This is a genomic window from Streptomyces sp. CB01201, from assembly GCF_002803085.1.
Classification (GTDB): Bacteria; Actinomycetota; Actinomycetes; order Streptomycetales; family Streptomycetaceae; genus Streptomyces; species Streptomyces hundungensis.
On sequence record NZ_NNBJ01000010.1, the window covers coordinates 1 to 21,734 of the forward strand.

General features: G+C 69.4%; 14 protein-coding genes. 8 read left to right on the forward strand and 6 right to left on the reverse strand.

Annotated elements, in window-relative coordinates:
* Window positions 1-521 precede the first annotated feature (521 nt).
* The 4 genes from CG740_RS20645 to CG740_RS20660 all read left to right on the forward strand — a co-directional run bounded on the left by CG740_RS20645 (window position 522) and on the right by CG740_RS20660 (window position 8,530).
* The gene (locus tag CG740_RS20645) at window positions 522-1,082 is read left to right on the forward strand and encodes a hypothetical protein (RefSeq protein ID WP_159030370.1); all 561 of its coding nucleotides are present in this window, start codon (window positions 522-524) and stop codon (window positions 1,080-1,082) included.
* 1,870 nt (window positions 1,083-2,952) lie between these two features.
* Complete coding sequence (locus CG740_RS20650; RefSeq protein WP_234376402.1) at window positions 2,953-6,876, forward strand: SGNH/GDSL hydrolase family protein; 3,924 nt, start codon at window positions 2,953-2,955, stop codon at window positions 6,874-6,876.
* A gap of 654 nt (window positions 6,877-7,530) precedes the next feature.
* Window positions 7,531-8,031, forward strand: a complete 501-nt coding sequence (locus tag CG740_RS20655; RefSeq protein ID WP_100576688.1) for a hypothetical protein — start codon at window positions 7,531-7,533, stop codon at window positions 8,029-8,031.
* A 73-nt stretch (window positions 8,032-8,104) separates the two neighbouring features.
* The gene (locus tag CG740_RS20660; RefSeq protein ID WP_100576689.1) at window positions 8,105-8,530 is read left to right on the forward strand and encodes a hypothetical protein; all 426 of its coding nucleotides are present in this window, start codon (window positions 8,105-8,107) and stop codon (window positions 8,528-8,530) included.
* A 109-nt stretch (window positions 8,531-8,639) separates the two neighbouring features.
* On the opposite strand, the gene CG740_RS20665 is transcribed toward CG740_RS20660, so the two are convergent.
* The gene (locus tag CG740_RS20665; RefSeq protein WP_100576690.1) at window positions 8,640-9,329 is read right to left on the reverse strand and encodes a peptidase inhibitor family I36 protein; all 690 of its coding nucleotides are present in this window, start codon (window positions 9,327-9,329) and stop codon (window positions 8,640-8,642) included.
* Window positions 9,330-9,988: 659 nt separating this feature from the next.
* On the opposite strand from CG740_RS20665, the gene CG740_RS41940 reads away from it, so the two are divergent.
* Together CG740_RS41940 and CG740_RS20670 are read left to right on the forward strand one after the other, a co-directional pair.
* Window positions 9,989-10,255, forward strand: a complete 267-nt coding sequence (locus CG740_RS41940; RefSeq protein ID WP_442802841.1) for a DUF6349 family protein — start codon at window positions 9,989-9,991, stop codon at window positions 10,253-10,255.
* Between the two features lie 753 nt (window positions 10,256-11,008).
* Window positions 11,009-11,539 carry a hypothetical protein gene (locus tag CG740_RS20670; RefSeq protein ID WP_234376403.1) on the forward strand — a complete coding sequence of 177 codons (531 nt, stop codon included), beginning with the start codon at window positions 11,009-11,011 and terminating at the stop codon, window positions 11,537-11,539.
* A 278-nt stretch (window positions 11,540-11,817) separates the two neighbouring features.
* Here the strand turns inward: CG740_RS20670 and CG740_RS20675 are convergent, their stop codons facing one another.
* Complete coding sequence (locus CG740_RS20675) at window positions 11,818-11,997, reverse strand: hypothetical protein (RefSeq protein ID WP_100576692.1); 180 nt, start codon at window positions 11,995-11,997, stop codon at window positions 11,818-11,820.
* A 324-nt stretch (window positions 11,998-12,321) separates the two neighbouring features.
* Between CG740_RS20675 and CG740_RS20680 the strand changes: the two genes are divergently transcribed.
* Together CG740_RS20680 and CG740_RS20685 are read left to right on the forward strand one after the other, a co-directional pair.
* A complete protein-coding gene (locus tag CG740_RS20680) occupies window positions 12,322-13,677 on the forward strand; it encodes a Tm-1-like ATP-binding domain-containing protein (protein WP_100576693.1) in 1,356 nt (451 codons plus the stop codon).
* Between the two features lie 162 nt (window positions 13,678-13,839).
* The gene (locus CG740_RS20685; RefSeq protein ID WP_100576892.1) at window positions 13,840-15,126 is read left to right on the forward strand and encodes an MFS transporter; all 1,287 of its coding nucleotides are present in this window, start codon (window positions 13,840-13,842) and stop codon (window positions 15,124-15,126) included.
* Here the strand turns inward: CG740_RS20685 and CG740_RS20690 are convergent.
* From CG740_RS20690 to CG740_RS20705, 4 genes are all read right to left on the reverse strand, one after another.
* A complete protein-coding gene (locus CG740_RS20690) occupies window positions 15,099-16,733 on the reverse strand; it encodes a right-handed parallel beta-helix repeat-containing protein (RefSeq protein ID WP_100576694.1) in 1,635 nt (544 codons plus the stop codon). The genes CG740_RS20685 and CG740_RS20690 overlap by 28 nt on opposite strands.
* Before the next feature lie 186 nt (window positions 16,734-16,919).
* Window positions 16,920-18,257 (reverse strand): carboxyl transferase domain-containing protein, encoded by a 1,338-nt coding sequence (locus CG740_RS20695; RefSeq protein WP_100576893.1) that lies wholly within the window; start codon window positions 18,255-18,257, stop codon window positions 16,920-16,922.
* Between the two features lie 88 nt (window positions 18,258-18,345).
* Entirely contained in the window at window positions 18,346-19,773 is a 1,428-nt protein-coding gene (locus tag CG740_RS20700; protein ID WP_100576695.1) for an acyl-CoA synthetase, read from the reverse strand.
* A 162-nt stretch (window positions 19,774-19,935) separates the two neighbouring features.
* Window positions 19,936-21,513 (reverse strand): GAF domain-containing protein, encoded by a 1,578-nt coding sequence (locus CG740_RS20705; RefSeq protein ID WP_100576696.1) that lies wholly within the window; start codon window positions 21,511-21,513, stop codon window positions 19,936-19,938.
* Between the last annotated feature and the right edge of the window lie 221 nt (window positions 21,514-21,734).

The following is a 21,734-nucleotide window of genomic DNA, read 5'->3' on the forward strand; positions in this document are numbered from 1 at the left end:
TCCACAGCCTCGTCGAAGAGCCCGCCAACCGATGGCTCGTCCGGCACATCCCCGCTCGGTGGCGACGCGTCGCCACCGGTGCGTCCCGCTAGGCCGTTCCTTCGGATCACCTTGCTGACCAGATGAAGATGGCGGCGAGGTGGAGTCCGGCGAGGACCTCCACGGCCACCCCGCCTATTCACCTCCATCTTCGCCGACGCCGGCATGGCCGCGACTGCTGTCCAGCACCGCACGGCGACACCCGTTGATGGACCGCATAGCGGTGGAGAAATGGCCCGATAGGGAAACGGCCCCTGGGCCGAAGGCGATGCTGGTGCGGTTGCAACTGTTGGCTAGCGACCCTGAGGTCCCGTCAGGGCAAAGGGAGAGGGCCCCACAACGTGGGGCCCTCGACCTCTTGGAGCACCGACGGCAACAGGGTGTTCCGAGGGTACGCGCTTCTGTCCTACCCTGGTTAAAATCTATGTGCACGAGTGTGATGACGGGGAGGAGATGGGGTGGCGGGCGAGGGTAGGCCGGCGGTGAGGAAGCCGTATCTGGCTGGTGGGGCGGAGTTCGCTGCGCTCTACAACGTGAAGCGGCTTCAGGTCAGCCAGTGGATCAGCAGGGACCAGACGCTCGGCTACCGGTACGCCAAGATCATCAGTGGCTCGCCCTACTGGCTGCTCCAGTTTGTGAAGGGCTTCGGCGACACCACGCCCCGCCCGAAGTGTCTTAACGAAGCCGAGCTCGCTCGCCTGGTCAAGGAGCAGGACCCGGGATATTGGGTGGGTGAAGTCGACCAGCTCCCGCCGTTGGTAGGGCAGACGGAGCTGGTAGCTCTGTTCGGGTTGCCGTCGACTGCGCTGCTCCGCAAGGCTGTGACAACCGGTCGCCTTCGTCCCTCTGACTACACGCTCTCCGGTTCGCCGATTTGGCTGCTGGAGTCGGTGGTCGAGGACGCTCCGGCGCTTCAGCAGGGTGCGCGCACCGTCGACTGGTCTCTCGATGAGAGCGTTCTTGCGGCTCTTCGTACGGGGACCTATGGCGGTCCGGGGGCGAGGATCATCCCGCGAGGGCCTGCCGCGAAACAGGCCAAGTAGTCATTTCCCATGGCTAGTTGATATTGATCCAGCCCGCCTATGCATATAGAATAGAAGCGTATTTGCTGGGGTGTGCCCCTATTCCTCTTGGGGGTGTCGCGAGCCTGACTGCCGCTGCCGGATGGTGCTGCTTGCGTGGTCCGCCACGCCTGAGTGTCGCTGTTGCCGATCGATATTCGCCACACCCGAAAATAGATTCCAACAATCCAGGGTCTTGGTTCTATCTCTGAGGGGGCTTTGTCGACCCAGCAGCAACCGTTGTTCGGCCTCGAAGACATCCAGCGCGTACGCCACCCAGAAAGCGTCCGTGACCTGACCATCCAGCAGCGTTTTGAGGCGTTTCACACCCTTCGAGTTCGCGCTGAACAACAACTTCCGCTCCCGATACGTCCGGCTCCTGTTGGCCGAACGCCCGGAGTGGTCCCCGCTATTCGAGGTCCGGGCCCTGCGCACGGCTAACTACGGCCTCTTGGAGCCAGATCGTGAACGCATCAGCGGACGCCGCATGACTTCCTGGAAAGAATTGGCATTATTCCCCTAGAGTGTGTTACGCGAAATTCTCAGGGGTCTCCGGATGGGCGGATCGGAACTGCTTGTGCTTGCAGTTCGACTGTCCGCGATTATCCCTCGAAGTTTTCGCCCCGGTTCAGACCGTGCGGCGATATCCCACGTACCCCTGTCAGCTTTCGCCCCTTTTGCCTTCGGTGTGTCAAAGGCGGAAGCTATTAAACCATAGCCAGAGACATCCAGAACGGGCGCGTGGTGGTCACCTTAGTGGTCGGAGATTGGACTGCTTCGCTCCGAGGTTACTTGATTTCTGGTCCTTCGCACTCAACTAAGGCTGATCATAGGTGAGTTCATGCACGTGGCCGAATGCCGGCTGCCTCTGGCAGGTCAGATCCGGGATCTCACCTGCTGGCGTGGGGGCAGCGGGACGGGTGCGTTGAGTTTTATTGAGGAACCTTTAAAAAATATGTGCGCTTCAACATCTCGCTCCTTTGGGCAGCTGCAGCCTTGTCCCTTGGTTCAACCTGATTGGCGCCAACTTGCCTGTTGGGAAATGGAGTTGATACTTCCTCGTGTGGTGGTCCGCACGGCAATCCTCCGGAGAGGGAGGTAATGTTATGGAATCTTTATCTACCCCTATGGGGCGATTCGCCCGAATTTTTGATCTGTAATGGTGTTCTAATATTTCAGTCATCGAGTGGCAAAGTAGTCCCGATCGGACGCTTAGCGGGATGGGCCATATCGGTGCTCGGGGATGAGGGAAGTGTCATAGTTCAAAGGGGGATCGGGGGTTTCTCGCCGCGCTGAGCATGCGGCTTATTTCGCCATGACGATCTTGTGGTGAAATGAGGCGCGCGTGACTCTGAGGTGAGCGTACATATCGGACCATGTGACGGAAGCGAAGTTTTCGCATGCGACATCCGGGATGGAAGTCTCGTGCCTTATCCACTGGCGTCAGTGGGGCGCCGTCGCTGAACTAGAGCCAGTTGTGTCTGAGCAGTAGTCGTATTCCGGGCCGCACCGAGGGTGCCCCCTGTCGATCCTTGGGCCCTGCCTCTCTGTTTCTGGCGCGTATTTCCATGTCCGGCCGGAAGGCCGCTGTCTCCAGTCCGTCGATCGGCTGGGGGCGGCCTCATGCCTGCCGCGAGGCGGGCGCGAACCACCAAGAAAGATCAGATAGTTGAGACGCAACCTCCTGAGATGTGCGCGCATACCGGTGGCGACAGCGGTTGCGCTGTCGCTGTCCGTTGGTATCGCGACGACTCAAGCCTATGCAGCGGCCGCTCCTCCCGGGTCGGCTGATGGCTGGTCAGCACCGGCCCAGCAGCTCTCTAGTGCCGAGCCGGGGAGCCAGCCCCGGGCCGTGCCCGACAAGCAACGGGAAGCAGTCCTCGGCAAGGGCTACGCCAAGTCGGGGGACCAGGCATTCACCACGTCCGGTGACGGCACCGGGTTTCATGTCCTGGTCGCGGACGAGAAGGCAGGCTACGCGTGGAAGACCGCCGCGAGTCTGTCCGAGCCGGGCTTCGAGACGGACACGTGGATCGGAAACGCGTGCGTGACCGAGTCCGGCACGTACGCGGCGGTGGCGTATGCGCCGCGCACCTTCGTGAACAAGCCAGAGCTGATCACACGCGGCGCGTTCACGGCCGTGGTCAACCTGGCTTCCGGGCAGATCACGAAGCTGCCGTTCCAGGCGACGCTCGGCTACTTCTCGCCCGGCTGCGGCAAGGGTGACGAGGCGGTGTTCACCGCGCTCACCGACGACACGTCGAACACGAACCAGACGCGGATCGTCACGGTCAACGCCAAGACCGCGAGCGTCGGGGAGAAGCAGACCGTGGCCGGCGAGGTCACCTCAGCCATCCCGACGGCCAAGGGGATCGTCGCCGCGTCGGGGACCCACATCGTCACCGTCAAGGACGGCAAGGTCCGCCCGGTGGCGCAGACAAAGTCGTGGCCGTTCCAGCTCAAGGCCGACGCCGGCGGCGGTGTGACCTTCATCGAGCGCGCCCCGGCTCCGGCGCTGGCGCGTAACGCCCCGGCTTCCGGGACAGTCGGCGGCACCCCGGCGGACACTGCCGCAGTTTCCCGGGTGAGCGCGGAGCAGATCGGCACGGCGAACGCCAAGGCCGAGCCCGCGCAACTCGCTCAGGGCAAGCTCTCCGAGTTCGACCTCGCGGCTACGCCCGGCGGCGAGTTGTACGTCACCGGTGCCGCCGCTTCCACAGCGCATGTGGCCAGTCCGTTGCGTAACCCGGGAGGGATCAGCAAGGACGCCCGGATCTCCAGCAAGGGACAGGCCGCTGTTACTTCAAAGTGGGCGGACGGCAAGGACTCGCGCATCCGACCCGACGAGGCGCTGATTGAGCGCACCGTGCGGACCACGGTCAAGGTCCTGGACACGGGCAGGGAAGTCGTCTTGGACGCGCCCCCCGCGCTGGACCGGCTCGGCGGAGCCCAGTCTGTGCAAGCTGGCACGCAGACCAGCCCGGTTCTGGCCGCACAGGGCGCCGCACCCCGCAGCGCGCTGCGGGCACCGGCCAATGACACCGTCGACGCCGAGCGGTACTGCTCGGTGCCACGCAACGACCCGAAGAAGCAGGCATTCCAGCCCACCCCTCGCCAGGTGGAGTGGGCCGTGGATCAAGCTGTCGTCGGCCAGTTGAACAAGAGCGCCTCGCGTCCGGCGAATTGGAAGAACACCGGCATGGCGGCATACGCGCCACAGTCGCTGTTCCCGCTCACTCCGCTCGCGGGCGGCTCCGGCGGGGACTGGCATGTGCCCGCGCAGGTGATGCTCGGCATCACCGCGCAAGAGTCGAACATGTGGCAGGCCACCCGGTTCGCGGTGCCCGGTGTAACGGCGAACTCGCTGATCGGGAACTACTACGGCATCAAGTACTCGTCCTCTGGCCAGCAGCAGGACCCGTGGGGTGTCAACTTCACCGAAGCGGACTGCGGTTACGGCATCACACAGGTCACCGACGGCATGCGGATGCACGGCAAGGAAAAGAAAGGTGAGCAGCCCAAGACCACGGTGCAGCAGGAGGCCGTGGCGCTCGACTATGCGGCTAACATCGCAGCGGGCGTGAACATCGTCGTCGAAAAGTGGAACCAGACCCAGGGCGATGGCCTGGTCGTCAACGGCGGCAACCCGAAGTACATCGAGAACTGGTTCTACGCCCTGTGGGCGTACAATGCCGGCTATTACCCCAAGTCGTCGCCGCAGGCCGGCAAGTGGGGCGTGGGCTGGACGAACAATCCGGCCAACCCGCTGTGGAAGGAGAACCGCACCCCCTTCCTGGAAGCGGCCAACGGCAAGGACGACTACAGCCACGCCTCCCACCCTCAGGACTGGCCCTACCAGGAGAAGGTCATCGGCTGGGCCGCACGTCCAATCGCGGCCATGTTCAAGCCCGGCGACATCCAGCCCGGATACCGCGCCGCCTGGTGGACCAACAACGGCGACCGCACGACGGCCAAGCCGCCGATCCACACATTCTGCGACTCCTCCAACGACTGCAAGCCGTCCGCGATCAGCGAAGGCGCGTCCAACCAGGACGGACAGGGCCCGTGCATGCTGCCCGGTGACCCGAACACGAAGAACCCGCTCTATCTGAAGTGCTGGTTCAACAAGCCCGTCAACTGGAAGGACTGCGACAAAGCCGCCAAGTGCGGCAACCCCGTCCACCGCTTCAACGACACCTACCCCGAGCAACCGGACGAGAACTCCTACCCGCCGCGCTGCGACAACGGACTTCCCGCGGGCTCCTTCGTCGTGGACGACCTTCCGGCCGGAACCGTTCCGGCGGGTTCGTCCGGACGGTCCTGCGGGCCTACGAAGTCCGACGGATCGTTCCAGTTCTCCTTCGCCGAGGACGGCGGCAAGTATCCGGGCAAGATCGATCTGCACCAGATCGGTGCGGGCAACGGAAACCACTTCTGGTTCTCCCACACCCGCTGGATGGCCACGGCGGACGGCAAGCGGCTGAACATCTCAGGCAAGTGGAAGCTGAACAAGTCCGGCCCGGGATGGATGCGAGTATTTGCGCACATGCCCGATCACGGTGCCCACACCCGGCAGGCCGCCTACGTGATCGGCGGCACGAACTCCACGAGCCCCAAGCGGGTCCACCCCCAGCGGATTCAATCCAACAAGTGGGCCGACCTCGGCGTGTTCTATTTCACCGGCACCCCGAGCGTGACCCTGAGCACCGACACCACCGATGGTCGCGGAACCGAGGACATCGCGTGGGACTCCGTCGGCTTCCAGCCGTTGGCGGGCAAGCCGAAGGACTTCGTGGTCGCCATGGGCGACTCGTACTCCTCCGGCGAAGGCGCTTCCGAGGGCAACCGGGACTACTACCCGGAGACCAACTACCGTGACAGCCAGAACAAGGATGCGCGCAACGCCTGCCACCGCTCCACCCAGGCGTGGTCGCGGCAAGCAACCATCCCGGGCCGGAGCAAGTCCAACGGAGCCCGCGCAGACGCGCTGGATCCAACGATGGACTACCACCTGATCGCCTGCTCCGGCGCCCGCACTTACAACGTGCTGAAGGAAGTGCAGACGAACGGTGGCGAGCTGCCGCAGATGGACCAGGGGTACCTCGACCAGAACACCTCCCTGGTGACCATCTCCATCGGCGGAAACGATGCCCGCTTCGCCAGCATCATCCAGAAGTGCCTCATCGCGGTCGGCACCGGCAGCTGCCAGGACAAGACCTTCGGCGACGGGGACACCGACAACTCAGTTGGCGGCCGCGACCGCAAGTTCATCGGCCAGAGTCTGGAGAACGCCGCCCCTGGTGTCATTAGGGAAGTCGTCCGTCCGGACATCACCAAGACTCTCCTCGCAATCCATGAGAAGGCCCCGAACGCGAAGATCGCGCTCATGGGATACCCGCCGCTGCTCTCCTCCAAGGGCGAGTGCCTGCGGATCGACCCGCAGGTCGGCCTGACCGAAGCATCGACCAGCTGGCTCAACGGCGTTGCCGACACGCTGACCGCCGAAATGCAAGGGGCCGCGGATGATGCCAAGAAGCAGGGCGTCCAGGCGTGGTTCTCCAACCCGACAAGCGACTTCGAGAACAAGGCGGTCTGCGGTAACCCGGAGTCTGTTCACGGCATTGTCAAGACCCTCGTCGCCTCCGACGACCCAGTCAAGGACTGGCCGATCGTGAGCAAGTTCGGTCTCTCGGCCCAGTCGTTCCACCCGAAGATCGGGGGCGCGCGTCTGTACGCGAACTCCCTCGAACGCACCATGACCCGCATGGGCCTGTAGGGCCCCGTAGGTCACCCAGGGGCCCCGCCCATGGCGGGGCCCCTCACCCTCTGCCTCAAAGAGAATGCGTCATGCGAAAGTCTCTCGCCGCGATGGCCGTCGCGGACGTCGTCCGCCCCGGCGGCGTCGCGTTCGCCGCCACGGCTTCGGCAGTGAGCTCCTGTACGGGCGCTCTCGGGACAGCATTGGCTTCGACCTGCCGGGCAAACGTTCACCGAGAACTGCACGAACGTCACCGACGAGAAGGCCCACAGCGCGCTTCGCTCCACTGGCAGATTTCTGGGGACCAGGACACTCGATGGGCCGCCCGCAAGGTCACCGCGCGCTCAAGGCCGCTCGGGCCCGCCCGAGACCGACCCGGCATCACGTCGAAGATGTGCGGCTTCCCCAAGGCTCTCAACGTCGCACGGGGGCACAACAGCGACGGCCAGCGCCGCACCGCCTCCGCCAAGACACAGTGGTACTCGACGGGCGCCCATGTGGTGCACACCGAAAGTACCCAGACGTGGGAACACGCCGGTTCCCCCGCTGCTGCACTGATCATCTGCCCGGCCCCCCCTTCTGCAGGGGCCGGCCTGAGTAGCCGTACTCATGCACCCTTCTGAGCCGTCCGGAGAGGATGAGCACATGCCCCGACGGAGAAACCTTGTCCCTGTGACCGCCGCTGCTGCCCTCGCGCTGACGGGGTGCGGGAAATCCGCGGACGACCTGTTTTCGAACCTCAACGGCCACAACCCGCCCCGCGCACACGGCTCCTCCTCGCCCACCACCCAGGCACCGAGCAGGGACGCACCGCCGAACCACCCAGACAACAACCGGGTCCGCCAGCCAGGCGAGATGACACCGGAGGACGAGAGCACCGCCCGCCAAAAGGCCACCGCCGTCGAACACGCGCTCACCGGCCTTCGCATGCGGGGAACGATCAACCCGGCGGATGTACGCCCCGTCCTCACACGCATTGCCGGTCCCTCCCACCTCACCGTGGGCGATCTACTGATCGGCACTGCGCTGACCAAGACGGAAGGCAGCGACTACGGCATCTGGATCGGCGACACGGCCTGCGTCACCGGGGCCGTCACCAAGGACCGCGTATGGGTTGAGGTCAACGGCCACTACCCCGAGACCGGCTGCGTAGCCCCACCAGCCAGCCACTGAGTGTTGTCGAGCTTCTGGCGCAGACTGCCGAAAACCACGTAATACCCGCACCACACAGGAGATCGAGCCGGGCATGACCCGCATACCCTTCAAGCCGTCCATGCCCCCTGCCCTGCCGGCGCTCGCCGCCACCGTGGTCCTCGCCCTGTCGGGCTGCACCACTGATCAGCAGGGTGACGGTGGCCCCACCACAGCCGGTCCCACCGCGACATACACCGGCGCCCCCGGTGCGGCAGGCGCCCTGGCCGAGCGTTACCACCGATCCGGCGGGGCAGAAGAGGTGTACGGCATGCAGTACCGCTCCGCCTCTGACGGCACCCTCGCCATCACGGTGTGGACACACAACCCCGATGACAGTGCCCAAACATTCGACGGCCTCAAAAGCAGGGTCACCGCCTTCCTCGCCCGCGAGGAAGGCGTCTCACTGACCCGGGGCTACCAGATGGATGTCTTCGGCCCCACCGGTGCCCTGCAGCACCGCCTTGACGCGCGCCCGTAACCGTCCGTCGCCGCGCCGACTCCCCGTCCGACTGGCTCCTCTGGAAAAGAAGAAGCTCCTGAAAATGCCGGTGCGGCCGGTCGGCAGTATGCCGACCGGCCGCGTCAGGTCAGCCGCGCCAGATCTTCAACGCGTCAGCCTTGTTGTCCCAGTTGCCGCCGCCCGGGTATCCGAGCCTGCTGAGGTCGGGGTAGTCGTCTTCCATCTTGCCGAACTTTATCTCGCGGTTCGCGACCAGTCCCGAACGGTAGTCGATAAGAGAGGCGCCGCCGTAGTTCAGCGGAGAGTTCACGACGATCCGGTAGAGGGAACTGGCCTTGTCCCGGAAGTCGTACTTACCCAGCTCCTTCGTCCCAGGGTCGAAGAACTGAAGCCTGCGGCCCGAGTAATTTTTCCCGTCGAACAGACACCAGTAGTCTGCCGAGCAGTTCTGCACCTTTCCTGCCCGCAACACACCGGATCCGGCTGCCGGCTTCCTGCTCGGTGCCGTGTACTTAGCCACATCACCGGAGCCGGCCCGCGCGGCCATGAACCGGGCGGTATCGGCATCCGCCTCCGCAAACGTGTCGTAGCAGCGGACCTCGCCTGTGGGCAACTCTGTGCAACTCTCTGCCCCCTGCCACCCTTCGGCAAGGTTGATCTTCCGGCCGTTGTAGTCGGCGATGACCGGATCCGTGGCGGCCTCCGCGACCGAAGCCACCGGCGCGTTCTGGGCCGTGGCCGCCGGAGCGCCAGCGACGAGTACACCCCCCGCCGTCGCCGCCGCAAAAAGACATGCCGTTATGCGCTTTCGCATCATTAAAATTCTCCCACTATCACATTTCTGGAACTGCCGGAGCGTGCGGGGGAGTTCGTACTTGCAGAGAATTTCCTCCGCACCGACACTCCCCCCGAACGGGCGGTACTCATTAATACAGGTCCAGACTAGCTTGGGCCGGCAGAGGTAAATGGACAGAGTGTTAAGCGCGGCCTGCTTTACCTGGTGTTTAATTTCATGGTTGCAGCTTGATAGATATCAAAATGGTTACGAACGGCCCCTCGATGGCTGTCCCGTCTTCCATCGTTCAGGGCGCCGTCAACGTGCTTCCGACGACCAAGTCACCGAAACGGGACTGGTCTACGCCTTGCCGGAGTTCAGTCGGCGTTCGCTTCCGACACCCCACCCCGGCGGGCCACTCGTCTCCTGCACACGGGCCGACGAGCCCGCGGTTCCGGTTGAGCTACGGCACGCGGTACCGGATGGCTGCGGCATCTATGCCGAACTGGTTGCCCGGGGGAAACAGGATCAACTCGAAACGCGTAACGCGCCTGATGTGGATCGCGAGCTGGTCACGCTCGCGATGCTGCAGGCCATGCCAGCTTCACCTCTGAGGCCAGGTGGCTCCGACATGCCCGTTCCCACCTGCGACGTCATTTCCCGTCCTGCCCAAGCAGCCCAGCTGCAACAAACGGCTGCGCATGGGCGCCGGACCGCTCGACGCTTCACCTGGCTGCTGGCCACCGACACCTCCGCCTGGAGTATCGACAGGTGGATCGTGGCCCTCCTATGCCGGTGTGGAACGTGCTGGTTCACGCGAGACCGCCAAACACGTGAGAGCGACGAACCCCAAGGGCTGGTTCGACGCCGGCGGACCACTCCGGCTGTACATCGAACCGCCCTTCGATCGACACGAGGCTGGGGCCGCTCCCGGCGGTGGCTTCATCCTCTACGAACCCGTGCCGTAAGCCGCCGCGGTCGGACGCTGTGCAGCTCCTCCTGGAATAGCTGTCGCTCGCCGGGTAGGGTTCGGAAACGATGTCTGGCCTGCATGAACGGCCAAAGAGGCTCCGCCCCAGTTCGGGGGCGGAGCCTCCTCGCGTTGGAAGCGGAATCCGCTGCGGGGTGAGTTCGCCTCCCACACTGAGCTGTCGCGATTCCCCCGTCAGGCCGCCGACAACGTCCCCTTGAGGACTCGGTGAGGACGCGTTGGGGACGCAAGGATAGGAACAGACCGACAAAGGTTCCCGAGCATGGACACGCAACATGCGTGCTGACCAGGGGAAACGTCGAAAAGCGGAGAAGAAGAGCAAGGGCCGCCAAGATCCCCAAAGGACTCATAATCCGTCGGCCGTGGGTTCGAGTCCCACCCGCCCCACTACGAGGCGCAGGTGCAGAAACGATCTGGCCTGCGCCTTTGGCGTTTTCCCGGGGGTCGGGCTGAGGTGGTCCCGCAGGGCAGGACCGGCCGGCCGCGGCTGCCCGTCGACCTCCATCGAGTGATCACCCGCACGGCCCCGCCGAGCCCGGCGCAAAGGTCGCGGCGGGGCGCCGAAGGGGATCCGGGCGCCCCCTGTCGGAGCCCTCGCCTCGACTCCCGCCGGTCCGCGTAGGGTTGGCGGGCAGCCGGCCCATTCGCGCCGAGAGGGATTCGGGGATTCGGCGCCCCTTGCGTTCCGAATGTGTGGCGGCCGGCCTGTGAATCCGCAGGAGGGGGCGCGGTGACGGGTCGTCGCGACGGCATATGGGGCCGTTTTCGGGACCGGATGACGGGCACCGAGTACCCCGCCGACGGGGTCCCCCGGCTTCCCACCCAGGAGATCAGGGACGCGCTGCTCGCGCTGAACGGAACCGGTGTCCCCTTCCGTGTGCGTCACGCCTTCGGTGGGGAGAGGGCCGATCTGGTGGCGGAGTGGCAGATCGTGCTGCCCGGGGGCGTCGGGGACTCCCTCAGGGGCACTCGGGTGCAGCGGTCCATGAAGACCCGTATGCGGCTGGTCGCCCGCGAGCGCGAGGTGCTCGTCCTCGACGAGGTGCGGGAGGTGGGCCTGGTGGGGAACCCGCCCCGGCCGAGCCGTCTGTCCCACCGGTGGAGCCGCGGCCCGAGCGTCGGGCGGCAGTGGACGTACGAGAAGGGTCCGGACGGCCGTCGGCGCAAGGTGGTCCGGTTCGATTCGCGGGGCGTGCGCGACCCTCTGCGCAACACCGTCCTGGCCGCGGGCTGGACGTGGCGCGGAGTGCACCGCCTCTGAGCGGCCGGGGCGTCCGGAGACGGAGGGCGGCACGGAGGGCGGCCAAGGAAGGGGCGCCGCGTCGGGCAAGAGCCCGTCGGGGGCGGGGCGTCAGGGGGCGGGGTGTCGGGCCATCGGCTGCGAGGGCGGCCGGGTGCGTCTCAACGCCCTGGTGCGGAGCGCCACTTGGGGGTGAGCGGGGCGGGCCCGTGGGTGGTGTGGACAAAAGCCCCCAGTGGCGTGCACGGGGCGTGCGGCTGCCGGGGGCTTCTGGTCGGGGGCCGGGGGCTACGAATCTTTCACAGGGCGGACTGGAAGGCCGAGGCGCTCGGCACGTTGGCGGCGGCCGCGGTGACGCGGTCGAGGGCGGCGGGGACGCGGCCGGCGTGCTGGGCCGCGGCCCGTGCGACGAGCGGGACGCGCCGGGCGGTACCCGAGGTGGCGGTGCTGCGGGCGGCGGCGGAGATCAGGGTGTTCATGGTGAGCCTTTCGGCGAGATGCGTCGCCGCCCCCGCCTGAGGACGGCGGGGGCGGCGACGACGCTTACTGATCGGGGGAAGCGTAGCGGCGCTCAGGGCCTTCGGCGCGCGCATGCAGGCGTGGCGCAAAGGATGCGGTGGCCACCGGTTCCGGCCGCCGCGGCCCCCACCTGAGGCGATGTGCTCGTGGGGGCGTGCTCGGCGCCTTCGAACGGCCCGGGATTGCCGGGAAAGTGGGGTCCGGCACATTGACCCGCCCGGGGTACCGGCCCGGCGGTGAGGGGGTCTTGCCGGGGTGGGGGCCGGGCGTGGACATTACCGACCATGGCTGTGGTCGTGCTGGTAGGAACGCTGGACACCAAGGGCGAGGAGTACGGCTGGATGCGCGAGCGGCTGCTGCGCGCAGGGGTCGGGGTCACCCTCGTGGACGCCGGGGTGATCGGGGAGCCACGGGTGCCCGCCGATGTGCCGCGGCACGCGGTCGCCGCGGCCGCCGGGGCCGATCTGGCGGTACTGCGCGCCGAGCACGACCGGGGGGCCGCCGTGACGGTGATGGCCGAAGGTGTCGCCTCGGTCGTCCAACGGCTCTATGTGCGCGATGAGTTGCATGCCGTCCTGGCCATCGGGGGGAGCGGGGGTACGTCGATCGCCACGCGTGCCATGCGCGGACTTCCGCTCGGCGTACCGAAGTTGATGGTCTCCTCGATGGCGGCCGGTGATGTCACGCCGTACGTGGGGTCCTCGGACATCGCCATGATGTACAGCGTCGTCGACATCGCGGGGATCAACCGCGTCACCGGATCGGTCTTCGCCAACGCCGTGGACGCGGTTGCCGGGATGGCCAAGGGTTTCGAGGCGGACCGGAACCGTGCGCTGACGGCACAGCAACTGACGTCTGATGCGCGGCCGTTGGTGGCGGCCAGCATGGCGGGGGTGACCACTTCGGGGGTGGACGCGGCGCGCGAGCGGCTCACCGAACTCGGGTACGACGTGCTGGTCTTCCACGCCAGCGGGGCCGGCGGGCGCACCCTGGAGAAGCTCGCGGGGGAGGGTGTGTTCGCGGGCGTGCTCGACCTGACCCTCAGCGAGCTCGCCGACGACCTCGTCGGGGGCATCCTGAGCGCGGGCCCCGCCCGGCTGTGCGGCGCCGGGCGGCACGGCACACCCCAGGTGGTGAGTCCCGGAGCGCTCGACATGGTGAAGTTCGGGCCGCTCGACTCGTTGCCCGAGCGGGTGCGCGGCCGGAACGTGCGGGTGCACAACCCGTCGATCACGGTGATCCGGACCAGCCCGGAGGAGTGCGCGGAGCTCGGCCGCAGGGTCGCGGCCAAACTCCGGGCGGCGTGCGGGCCCACCTCCGTGTGCCTGCCGCTGCGCGGGCTGTCCACACTGGGCGAACCGGGCGGCCCGTACCACGACCCGGACGCGGACCGGGCGCTGTTCGGGGCGCTGCGGGCGGGGCTGCGGGGCAGCGCGGTGGAGGTCGTCGAGTACGACACGCACCTCAACGATCCCGCCTTCGGGCGGGCGGCGGCGGACCGGCTGCACGCGGCGATCGGGGCGGTCACGGGCGACGGCCGGCGACGGCCGGTGAGGGGCGCGGGGGGCCCGGGGGACGCGGGGGACCCGGGGGATACGGGAAACCCGGGACGCGGGGGATCCGGGCGACCCGGGGGCTGAGAGCACGGCCGGTCACCGGGCGCCCGGCGGCTCATTCGCGCACGTGGCGGGGCTCGTGCTGTGAGGTCGCCCCTACCTGGGGGCTCGCGGCGGGGGTTAGCATCCCGCGTGACCGAACGAGCCGAACAGCCCACCGACGCCCCCGCGGCACCCCCTTCCGCCATCCCCGCCCCGGCCGTCCCCGCCACCGGAACCGGGAGCGGCGGGCAGATACCGGTGCGGCGCCGCATATTCGCCGATCTCACGCCGTTCCGGATATCGGCGGACTACCGCAGGCTCTGGTTCGGCAACATGGTCTCGTGGGTCGGCAGCGGCATGACGGCCCTGGCGATATCCCTCCAGGTCTACGACCTCACCGGATCCAGCTTCTACGTCGGCCTGGTCGGCATCTTCACGCTCGTGCCGCTGGTCGTGTTCGGGCTGTACGGCGGCGTCATCGCCGACACCGTCGACCGCCGCAAGCTCGGCCTGTACAGCGCGCTCGGCTCGGCCGCGCTCTCCGCGGCGCTCTCGGCCGGGACGTTCGCCGGGGTCGCGAACGTGTGGTTCCTGTACGCGGTCATCGCGCTCCAGTCGGTCTGCCAGGCGCTCAACGCCCCCGCCCGCTCGGCGATGATCCCGAAGCTGCTGCCGCCCGAGCAACTGCCCGCGGCCAACGCGCTCAACTCCATGATCATGACGACCGGCACGCTCGTCGGGCCGATGCTGGGCGGCCTCGTCGTCGGCTTCGCCGGGTACAAGACGGCGTACCTCATCGACGCGATCACCTTCGCCGCCTCCCTGTACGCGATGTGGCGCCTGCCCGCGATGCTGCCCGAGCGGACCGCCGGCGCGAAGCGGCCCTCGGTCCTGGAGGGCCTGCGGTTCCTGGCCACCCGGCCCAATCTGCGGATGACCTTCTTCAGCGACTTCTGCGCGATGATCCTGGCCCAGCCCCGCGCCCTGTTCCCGGCCGTCGCCGTCCTCTGGTACGGCGGCGACGCCCGCACCACCGGGCTGCTCGTCGCGGCGCCCGCGGTCGGCGCGCTGCTCGGCGGGGTGTTCTCCGGCTGGCAGGGGCGCATCCAGCGGCACGGGCTCGCGGTGCTGATCTCGGTGGGCGGGTGGGGCGCGGCCATCGCGGCGTTCGGCCTGACCCGGCAGCTGTGGCTCGGGCTGCTCATGCTCGCCGTCGCCGGGTTCTCGGACACCGTGTCCATGGTGTTCCGCAACACGATGATGCAGGTGGCCGCGCCCGACGACATGCGCGGACGGCTCCAGGGCGTGTTCATCGTGGTCGTCGCGGGCGGGCCGCGGCTCGGCGACTTCCTCGCCGGTTCGGTCGCCGACCTCACTTCGCCCACCGCGATGGTGGTGGGCGGCGGCCTCGCCTGTGTCCTCGCGGTCACGGTGCTCGGGCTCAGCCGCCGCGGCTTCGCCCGTTACGACGCGCGCAATCCGGTGCCGTAACCGTAGGAAGCGGAGTGGCCGGGCTGGTCGGAGTGGCCGGGGTGACCGGGTGCCGCGCCCGGGCCCTGGTAGGCGCCGATGTTCGGCGGGGACGCGACCGCATTGCCGAACCAGTCCCGGGTGACGCCGTCGGCGATCGGGACGCCCGCCCTCAACGCCGGTGATCCCGAACGGAGTTGGACGTCGTACGGGCCCGCCGGGACCGGGGCGGTGAAGGCGGGGTCGGCGGTCACGGGGGAGTGGTCGGAGGCGGGCGCTGCGCCCACGCCCCGGTACAGGTTGTGGTCGTAGGTGTTGCGGGGATCGGCGAAGGGGGCGCCGCCGGGTGCGCTCGACACGAAGACGTTGTTGCGGAAGGTGACGTTTCCGGGCCCGTTGTCACTCACCATGGCCGTGCCGGACTGGTTCGTCACGACGGTGTTGTCGTACACCTGGGTACGGGTCGAGGCGCCGCACACCACGGACACGATGCCGTACGGGGCGCTGCGGTTGCGGTCGTTGACACTGATGTTGTGCCGCACGACGTTGTCGGCCGACGTCATGCCGCCACCGTTGCAGACGAGCAGGAAACCGCCCTCGTTGTCGTGGCTGTAGTTGTACTGGTAGACGTTGCCGTTGTTGCCGCCGTCGATGTCGAAGGCCATCGAGTCGCGGGTGCCGTGGCCGTGGGACACCTCGTTGTACTGGTAGCGGACGTGGTCCGAATTCCATGCCCACAGACCGGCGTTGTAGCCGGCGGAGCGGGCGTTGAACCCGTCCACGGTGTTGTGCTCGGCGAGCGCGCCGTCCGCGTTCTGGATGACGATGCCGTCGCCGCCGGTGTCCGCGACGCGGTTGTTCTCGATGCGCAGGCCGGTGATCGGCACGAAGGTGGTCCCCGGGCCTTGGGGGTGCTCGGGGCGCCGGCCCCAGGTGGAGGACGTTCCGATCCCGGTGCGGTCGACGTGGTTCACGGTGGATCCGCTCACCGTGACGTCGTCGAAGCCGGTGGGGGTGACCGTGCCCTGGGCCGCGAAGAGGATGCCGCCGGAGGGGTCGGGGTCCTTGAAGTCGGCGCCGTTCACGTCGTGTACGTCGACGTCGCGCACGGCGTAGTGGTGGCCGGTGCCGAAGTCGGTGAGGCGGACGAGGATGCCTGCGCGGCGGGCGGTCGTGGTCGCCGGGCCGGTGTTGGACACGTCCAGGTCGTGCAGCTCCCACTGCTGGACGTTGTCGAGCAGTACGGCTGCTCGGGCGCCGTTGCCCTCGATGTGCGGCTTGGCTGTGCCTGTGTCCGTGCCGTACGCTCCGGCCGCTATCGGCGCGCCGGGGGTGCCGGAGCCCTTCGGGGCGAAGGTGCCGGTGCAGGTGGTGCCCCGTTCGAAGAGGATCCGCTCACCGGGCCGGTACGTTCTGGCGCTTGCCTTCGCGAGGGTGCGGAGGGGGTGGGCGGGGTCGGTCCCGGCGTTGTTGTCGTTGCCGGCGCGGCAGTCCACGTAGTAGGTGGCGGGGGGTGGGGCGGCGGCTTGGGCGGGCGTGGGGGTGGGGGTCAGTAGGGCGAGGGCGAGGGCGACGGTGAAGGTGGTGAGGGGGAGGGTGCGGGTGAGGCGGGTGGCGTGTCGGCTCATGCGGGTCAGGCTCCCCCTGAGGGGTGGCACCCCAATCGCCCCCGCCCAAAAGTCCAAGAGCCGGGTTGCGTTTGTCCGGGGCGAGGGGGTGGGCTCCGCGTCGGCCCGGGGGCCCACCCGCCCGGCCGTTGCCCGGGGTTGGTGGGTTTCGGCCCCTGGGCCCAACCCCGGCCCCCCGCCCGGGAGTTACGCGCCAAGCACCCCCCTCGCCACCCCCAGCCCCACCAAGTCCTGCGGGCGCAAACGGAGTTGGGACGCGGTCCGTCGCGCCTCCGATGCGGGGCGCTTCAGGATCGCCGCCGCCGGCTCCGGCGCGATCACCGAGAAGTAGCTGTCCGCCGTCACCCACATGCGGTCGGGGGACGTCAGGGCGAGCGCCCCGCCCGAGCCGCCCTCGCCGATGACCAGCGTCGTCACGGGGACCCGCGCGGAGGCCACCGCCGCGAAGGCGTCCGCGATCGCCGCACCCTGCCCCTCCCGCTCCGCCGCCGCGTCGTTCGCCGCGCCGGGGGTGTCGATCAGGGTCAGGACCGGGATGCCGAGGCGGTCGGCCAGGCGGATGAGGCGGGCCGCGGCCCGGTAGCCCGCGGGGCGGGTCGCGGTGCCGGTCTGGGCGGCGTACGCGTAACTCGCCCCCGCGTGCAGCCCGAAGCCGCACAGCATCCCCGGGTCCACGCCCCCGCACCGGTCACCCACCAGCGCCTGGCGGTGCGGGAAGTACGCGTCCAGGTACGCCTCGGCCCGCGGACGGTCGGCCGCACGCGCCCGGGACACCGCCTCCCAGCCGTCCGACGGCAGGCCCGGGTGGTCGAAGGGAGCCGGAACCGGGGCCGGGCCCGGCTCGCCGGGGCGGGCGCCGCCGAGCAGTGTCAGCCAGCCCGCCAGGACGCCCCGCAGGTCCTGGCGGCGTACGATCGCGTCGATCTGGCCCGCCGCGAGCTGGCCCTCCGCCCGGTAGGCCGCCGGGTCCGCGTCCGCCGGGCGCACCCGTGAGCCCGCGAAGCCGATCTGGGCGCCGGGCAGCGCGAGCACCACATCGGCGCCCGCGCCCAGCGTGGCCCACCCGCCGCCCGTCGTCGGGTCGCGCAGCACCGCGATCTGCGCCAGGCCCGCCTCCCTCAGCAGCGCCGACTGCCGTGCCACACGCTGGAGTTGGGCCAGCGCGAGCATGCCCTCCTGCATCCGGCTGCCGCCGGTCGCGATGAGGGAGACGAGTGGCAGGCGCCGCTCGCGCGCCGTCGCGTACGCCGCCTCCAGGCGGTCGCCCGTCCGCAGCCCCAGCGAACCGCCGAGGAAGCCGAACTCGAAGGAGATCAGGACGCAGGGCCGGCCCGCCACCTCCGCGAGCCCGGCGATCACCGACTCCTCCTCGCCCGTCCGCTCCGTCGCCCGGTCCCGTGCGGCCCCGTAGCCCTCCCAGGCCAGGGGGCCGTCCATCGGGAAGTCTCGCGCGGGGACCGGCAGTTCGGTGAAGTCATTCGTCACCGTGGCGATCGCCGCCCGAGCCGACAGCCGCTCCGCCACCCGGGCCGAAGCCCGTTCCGCCGCCCGGTCCGAAGGCCGTTCCGGCGTCCGGTCGGTCGGCCGCTCCGGAGTCCCCTTCGTCATCCGCTCAGACATGCAGGGCTCGCTTCATGATCTTCCCCATGTCGTTGCGGGGCAGTTCGGCCAGGAAGTGCACCGCCCGGGGGCGCTTGTGGGGGGCGAGTTCGCGTGCCACGTGGTCCGTCAACTCGCTTTCGTCCGGGGGCGATTGGGGGTCGGTCGGCACCACCCACGCCACGATGCGCTCGCCCAGGTCCTCGTCCGGCTCGCCCGTCACCGCGGCCTCGCGGACGCCGGGGTGGTCGAGGAGCGCGTTCTCGATCTCGCCGGCGCCGATCTTGTAGCCGCCGCTCTTGATGAGATCGGTGGCCTTGCGGCCGACGATCCGCACCTGGCCGTCCGCGTCCAGGCTCGCCATGTCCCCGGTGCGGAACCAGCCGTCCTCGGTGAAGGCCGCGGCCGTGGCGTCGGGACGGTTCAGATAGCCGGTGAACAGGTTCGGGCCGCGCACCTGGATCTCGCCGATGCCGTCCGACTCGTCGGCCAGGCGCAGTTCGACGCCGGGGAGCGGCGCGCCGACCGTGCCGGGCCGGGCTCCGCCGTCGGCCCGCTCGGCGCACAGCATCAGCGTCTCCGTCATGCCGTACCGCTCGATGACCGCCCGGCCCGTCGCCCGTGCGATGCGGCGGTGGTCGGGGGCGGGCAGTGCCGCCGAGCCGGACACCAGCAGGCGTGCCCCCGCCAGGGCCTTCGCCAACTCCCGGTCGGTCGAGGCCGTTTCGGCGATCCGGTGGTACATCGTCGGCACCCCGAACAGCAGGGTCGCGCCCGTCGACAGCTCGCGCGTCACGCCCTCCACCGAGAAGCGGCCCAGGTGGCGCACCGAGCCGCCGCGGCGCAGCGGGCCGAGGACGCCCAGAATCAGTCCGTGCACGTGGAACAGGGGCAGGCCGTGCACCAGAACGTCGTCGGCCGACCACTCCCAGGCGTCCCGGAGCGCGTCGAGCGTCGCCGCGATCGCCCGCCCCGGCAGCACCGCGCCCTTCGGCGGGCCGGTCGTTCCGGACGTGTAGACGATCAGCGCCGCCGACTCGTCGTCGGGCTCGGGTGGCAGTGCCGGGGCCGCCGTCCCGGTCGTGGGTGCGTCCGCGGCCACGTCGATCCGGGGCAACCCGTGCAGTGCGGGCGGGAGTTGGTCGTCCGCTGCCGCCAGCACCACCGCGGGCTCGCTGTCGCGGACGATGTGGGTCAGCTCCCGTTCGCCCGTCTTGGGGTTCAGCGGCACCACCGGTACGCCCGCGACGAGCGCCGCCACCACGCCGACCACCGTCTGCGGCGTCGGCGTCGCCCAGACGGCGACCCGCCCGGCGTCCGCGATCCGTTGGGCCAACGAGCCGGCGGCTGCTGCCAGTTCGGCGTAGGTCAGTGCGTGGCGGCCGAAGCGGATCGCCTCCCGCGGCTCGGCGGCATAGAGGGAGGGGAAGAGAGGGGACACGTAAGGGACTCCTCGGGGTAGACGGCGCGGGTCGGGGCAGACGGCACGGGCGGGGCCCGAACCGTGTGCCGGGCCCCAGGTCCCCGACCCTACGCGGCGCGCTCCGGTTGCATGATCGGCATCCTGCCGTACCCGCGCGCCCGGCCGGGCCGCGGCACGGGGCTAGCGCAGCGGCGCCTGCCAGGTCAGGGTCGTGCCGCGGATGCCGTCGTCCCGCATGCCGTTGTCGACCACGGTGAGCCGTACTCCGGGCCGCCCGTCGGGGAGTTCGGCGCCCGCGTCCACCACGACACGGACCGAGGACACCCCGGCCCGCCGGTGGGCCGCGGCCAGCGCGCCGCGCAGGGCGGCGACGAGCTGGGTGTCCGCCGGGTCGCCGACCAGGGTGTCGACCGCGCCCTCGAACCGTACCGAGGGACGGAAGCCGAGCAGGGCGCCCGCGCCGGCGGTCTCGCGCAGGACCCGGCCGCGCAGGGTCGTCGGGGCGTCGGCGGGCGGCTGCTGAAGGGCGAAGATCGCGGTGCGTACCTCCTGGATCGTGGAGTCCAGCTCGTCGACGGCCCGGGTGAGCATCTCGTCCGTGTCGTCGGCGGCGGCCTTCTCGGCCCGACGCCGGGTGGACTCCAGCATCATCTCGGTGGCGAAAAGACGCTGTACGACCAGATCGTGGAGGTCACGGGCGATCCGGTCGCGGTCCTCGTACACGGCGAGCTGCTCGCGGTTGTGCTGGGCGTCCGCGAGGACGAGGGCGAGGGCGGCCTGCGAGGCGAACTGGCCGGCGAGCAGCCGGTCGACCGCCGTGTACGGGCGGGCGCCGCGCCTGCGGGGCAGCGCCAGGGTGCCGATGAGCTTGCCGCCGCTCTGCAGCGGCAGCATCATGCTCGGCCCGAACCGGCTGCGTACGTGGGTGGTCATCCTCGGGTCGGTCGCCGAGTCCTCCAGGAACACCGGCTCCCCGCCCAGGAGTTGGACCAGGACCGGCGAGCCGGGCTCGATGGTGGTGCCGATGATGTCGTCGGGGTCGTCCGGCGCGGAGGCGGCGACGATCTCCATGCCGCCGGCCGTCGTGGGCTGGAGCACCACCCCGGCGGCCGCGTCCGCGAGCAGCCGGGCCCGCTCGGCGACCTTCATCAGGGCGTCCGCCGCGGTCTCGCCGGTGAGCAGCGCCGTGGTGACGGCGGCCGCGCCCTCGATCCAGCGTTCCCGCAGCCGTACGGTCTCGTACAGGCGGGCGTTGCCGATGGCGATGCCGGCCTGCGCGGCGAGGACCCGCAGCAGCGCCAGGTCGTCCTCGGTGAACGGGCCGCCGCGCTTGTCGGTGAGGTACAGATTGCCGAAGACCTCGGTGTGCACCCGGATCGGTACGCCGAGGAACGAGCGCATCGGGGGATGGCCGGGTGGCAGCGCGGCCGAGCGGGGGTCGCTCTCGCGGTCGTCGAGGCGCAGGGGCTGGGGGTCGTGGACGAGGGCGCCCAGCAGTCCGGTACGGCCGTCGGGCAGCCGGCCGATCTCCGCGCGCTCGGCGTCGGTGAGGCCGACCGTGAACAGGTCGGTGAGCCGGCCGCGCTCGGGGTCGATCACTCCGAGCGCCCCGTACCGGGCGTCGGTCAGCTCGGCCGCCGACTCCACGATGTGCTGGAGGGTGGTGCGCAGTTCGAGGTCGGTGCCGACGCCCAGCACCGCCTCCAGGAGCATCGGCAGCCGGGGCGCCTTGCTGTCCGGGGTCTCCGCTTCACTCATCCTTCGAGCATCCCTCACCGAGGCCGGCCGCCCCGTCCGCGGCGGCTGTTGTGCCGCTCACGCCGGTGCCGGCCGCGCACGGTGCCGTGCCGGCCACGGGGGTGGCGGTCGCGCGCCCCGGCGTGCCGCCCGCGGGCCCCGTCGTGCCGCTCGGGCGGGTGGCAACTCGCCCCGTGGCGCCCGTCGCTCGGCCCGCCGGGCCGGTCGCTCGCCCCGTCGTG

Bases quoted from the DNA above. Each gene is read 5' to 3' on its own strand.
- CG740_RS20690 (WP_100576694.1), bottom strand. From the start codon at position 16,733: ATGAGCCGACACGCCACCCGCCTCACCCGCACCCTCCCCCTCACCACC.
- CG740_RS20675 (WP_100576692.1), bottom strand. From the start codon at position 11,997: ATGAACACCCTGATCTCCGCCGCCGCCCGCAGCACCGCCACCTCGGGT.
- CG740_RS20680 (WP_100576693.1), top strand. From the start codon at position 12,322: ATGGCTGTGGTCGTGCTGGTAGGAACGCTGGACACCAAGGGCGAGGAG.
- CG740_RS20665 (WP_100576690.1), bottom strand. From the start codon at position 9,329: ATGATGCGAAAGCGCATAACGGCATGTCTTTTTGCGGCGGCGACGGCG.
- CG740_RS20660 (WP_100576689.1), top strand. From the start codon at position 8,105: ATGACCCGCATACCCTTCAAGCCGTCCATGCCCCCTGCCCTGCCGGCG.
- CG740_RS20705 (WP_100576696.1), bottom strand. From the start codon at position 21,513: ATGAGTGAAGCGGAGACCCCGGACAGCAAGGCGCCCCGGCTGCCGATG.
- CG740_RS41940 (WP_442802841.1), top strand. From the start codon at position 9,989: ATGGGCGCCGGACCGCTCGACGCTTCACCTGGCTGCTGGCCACCGACA.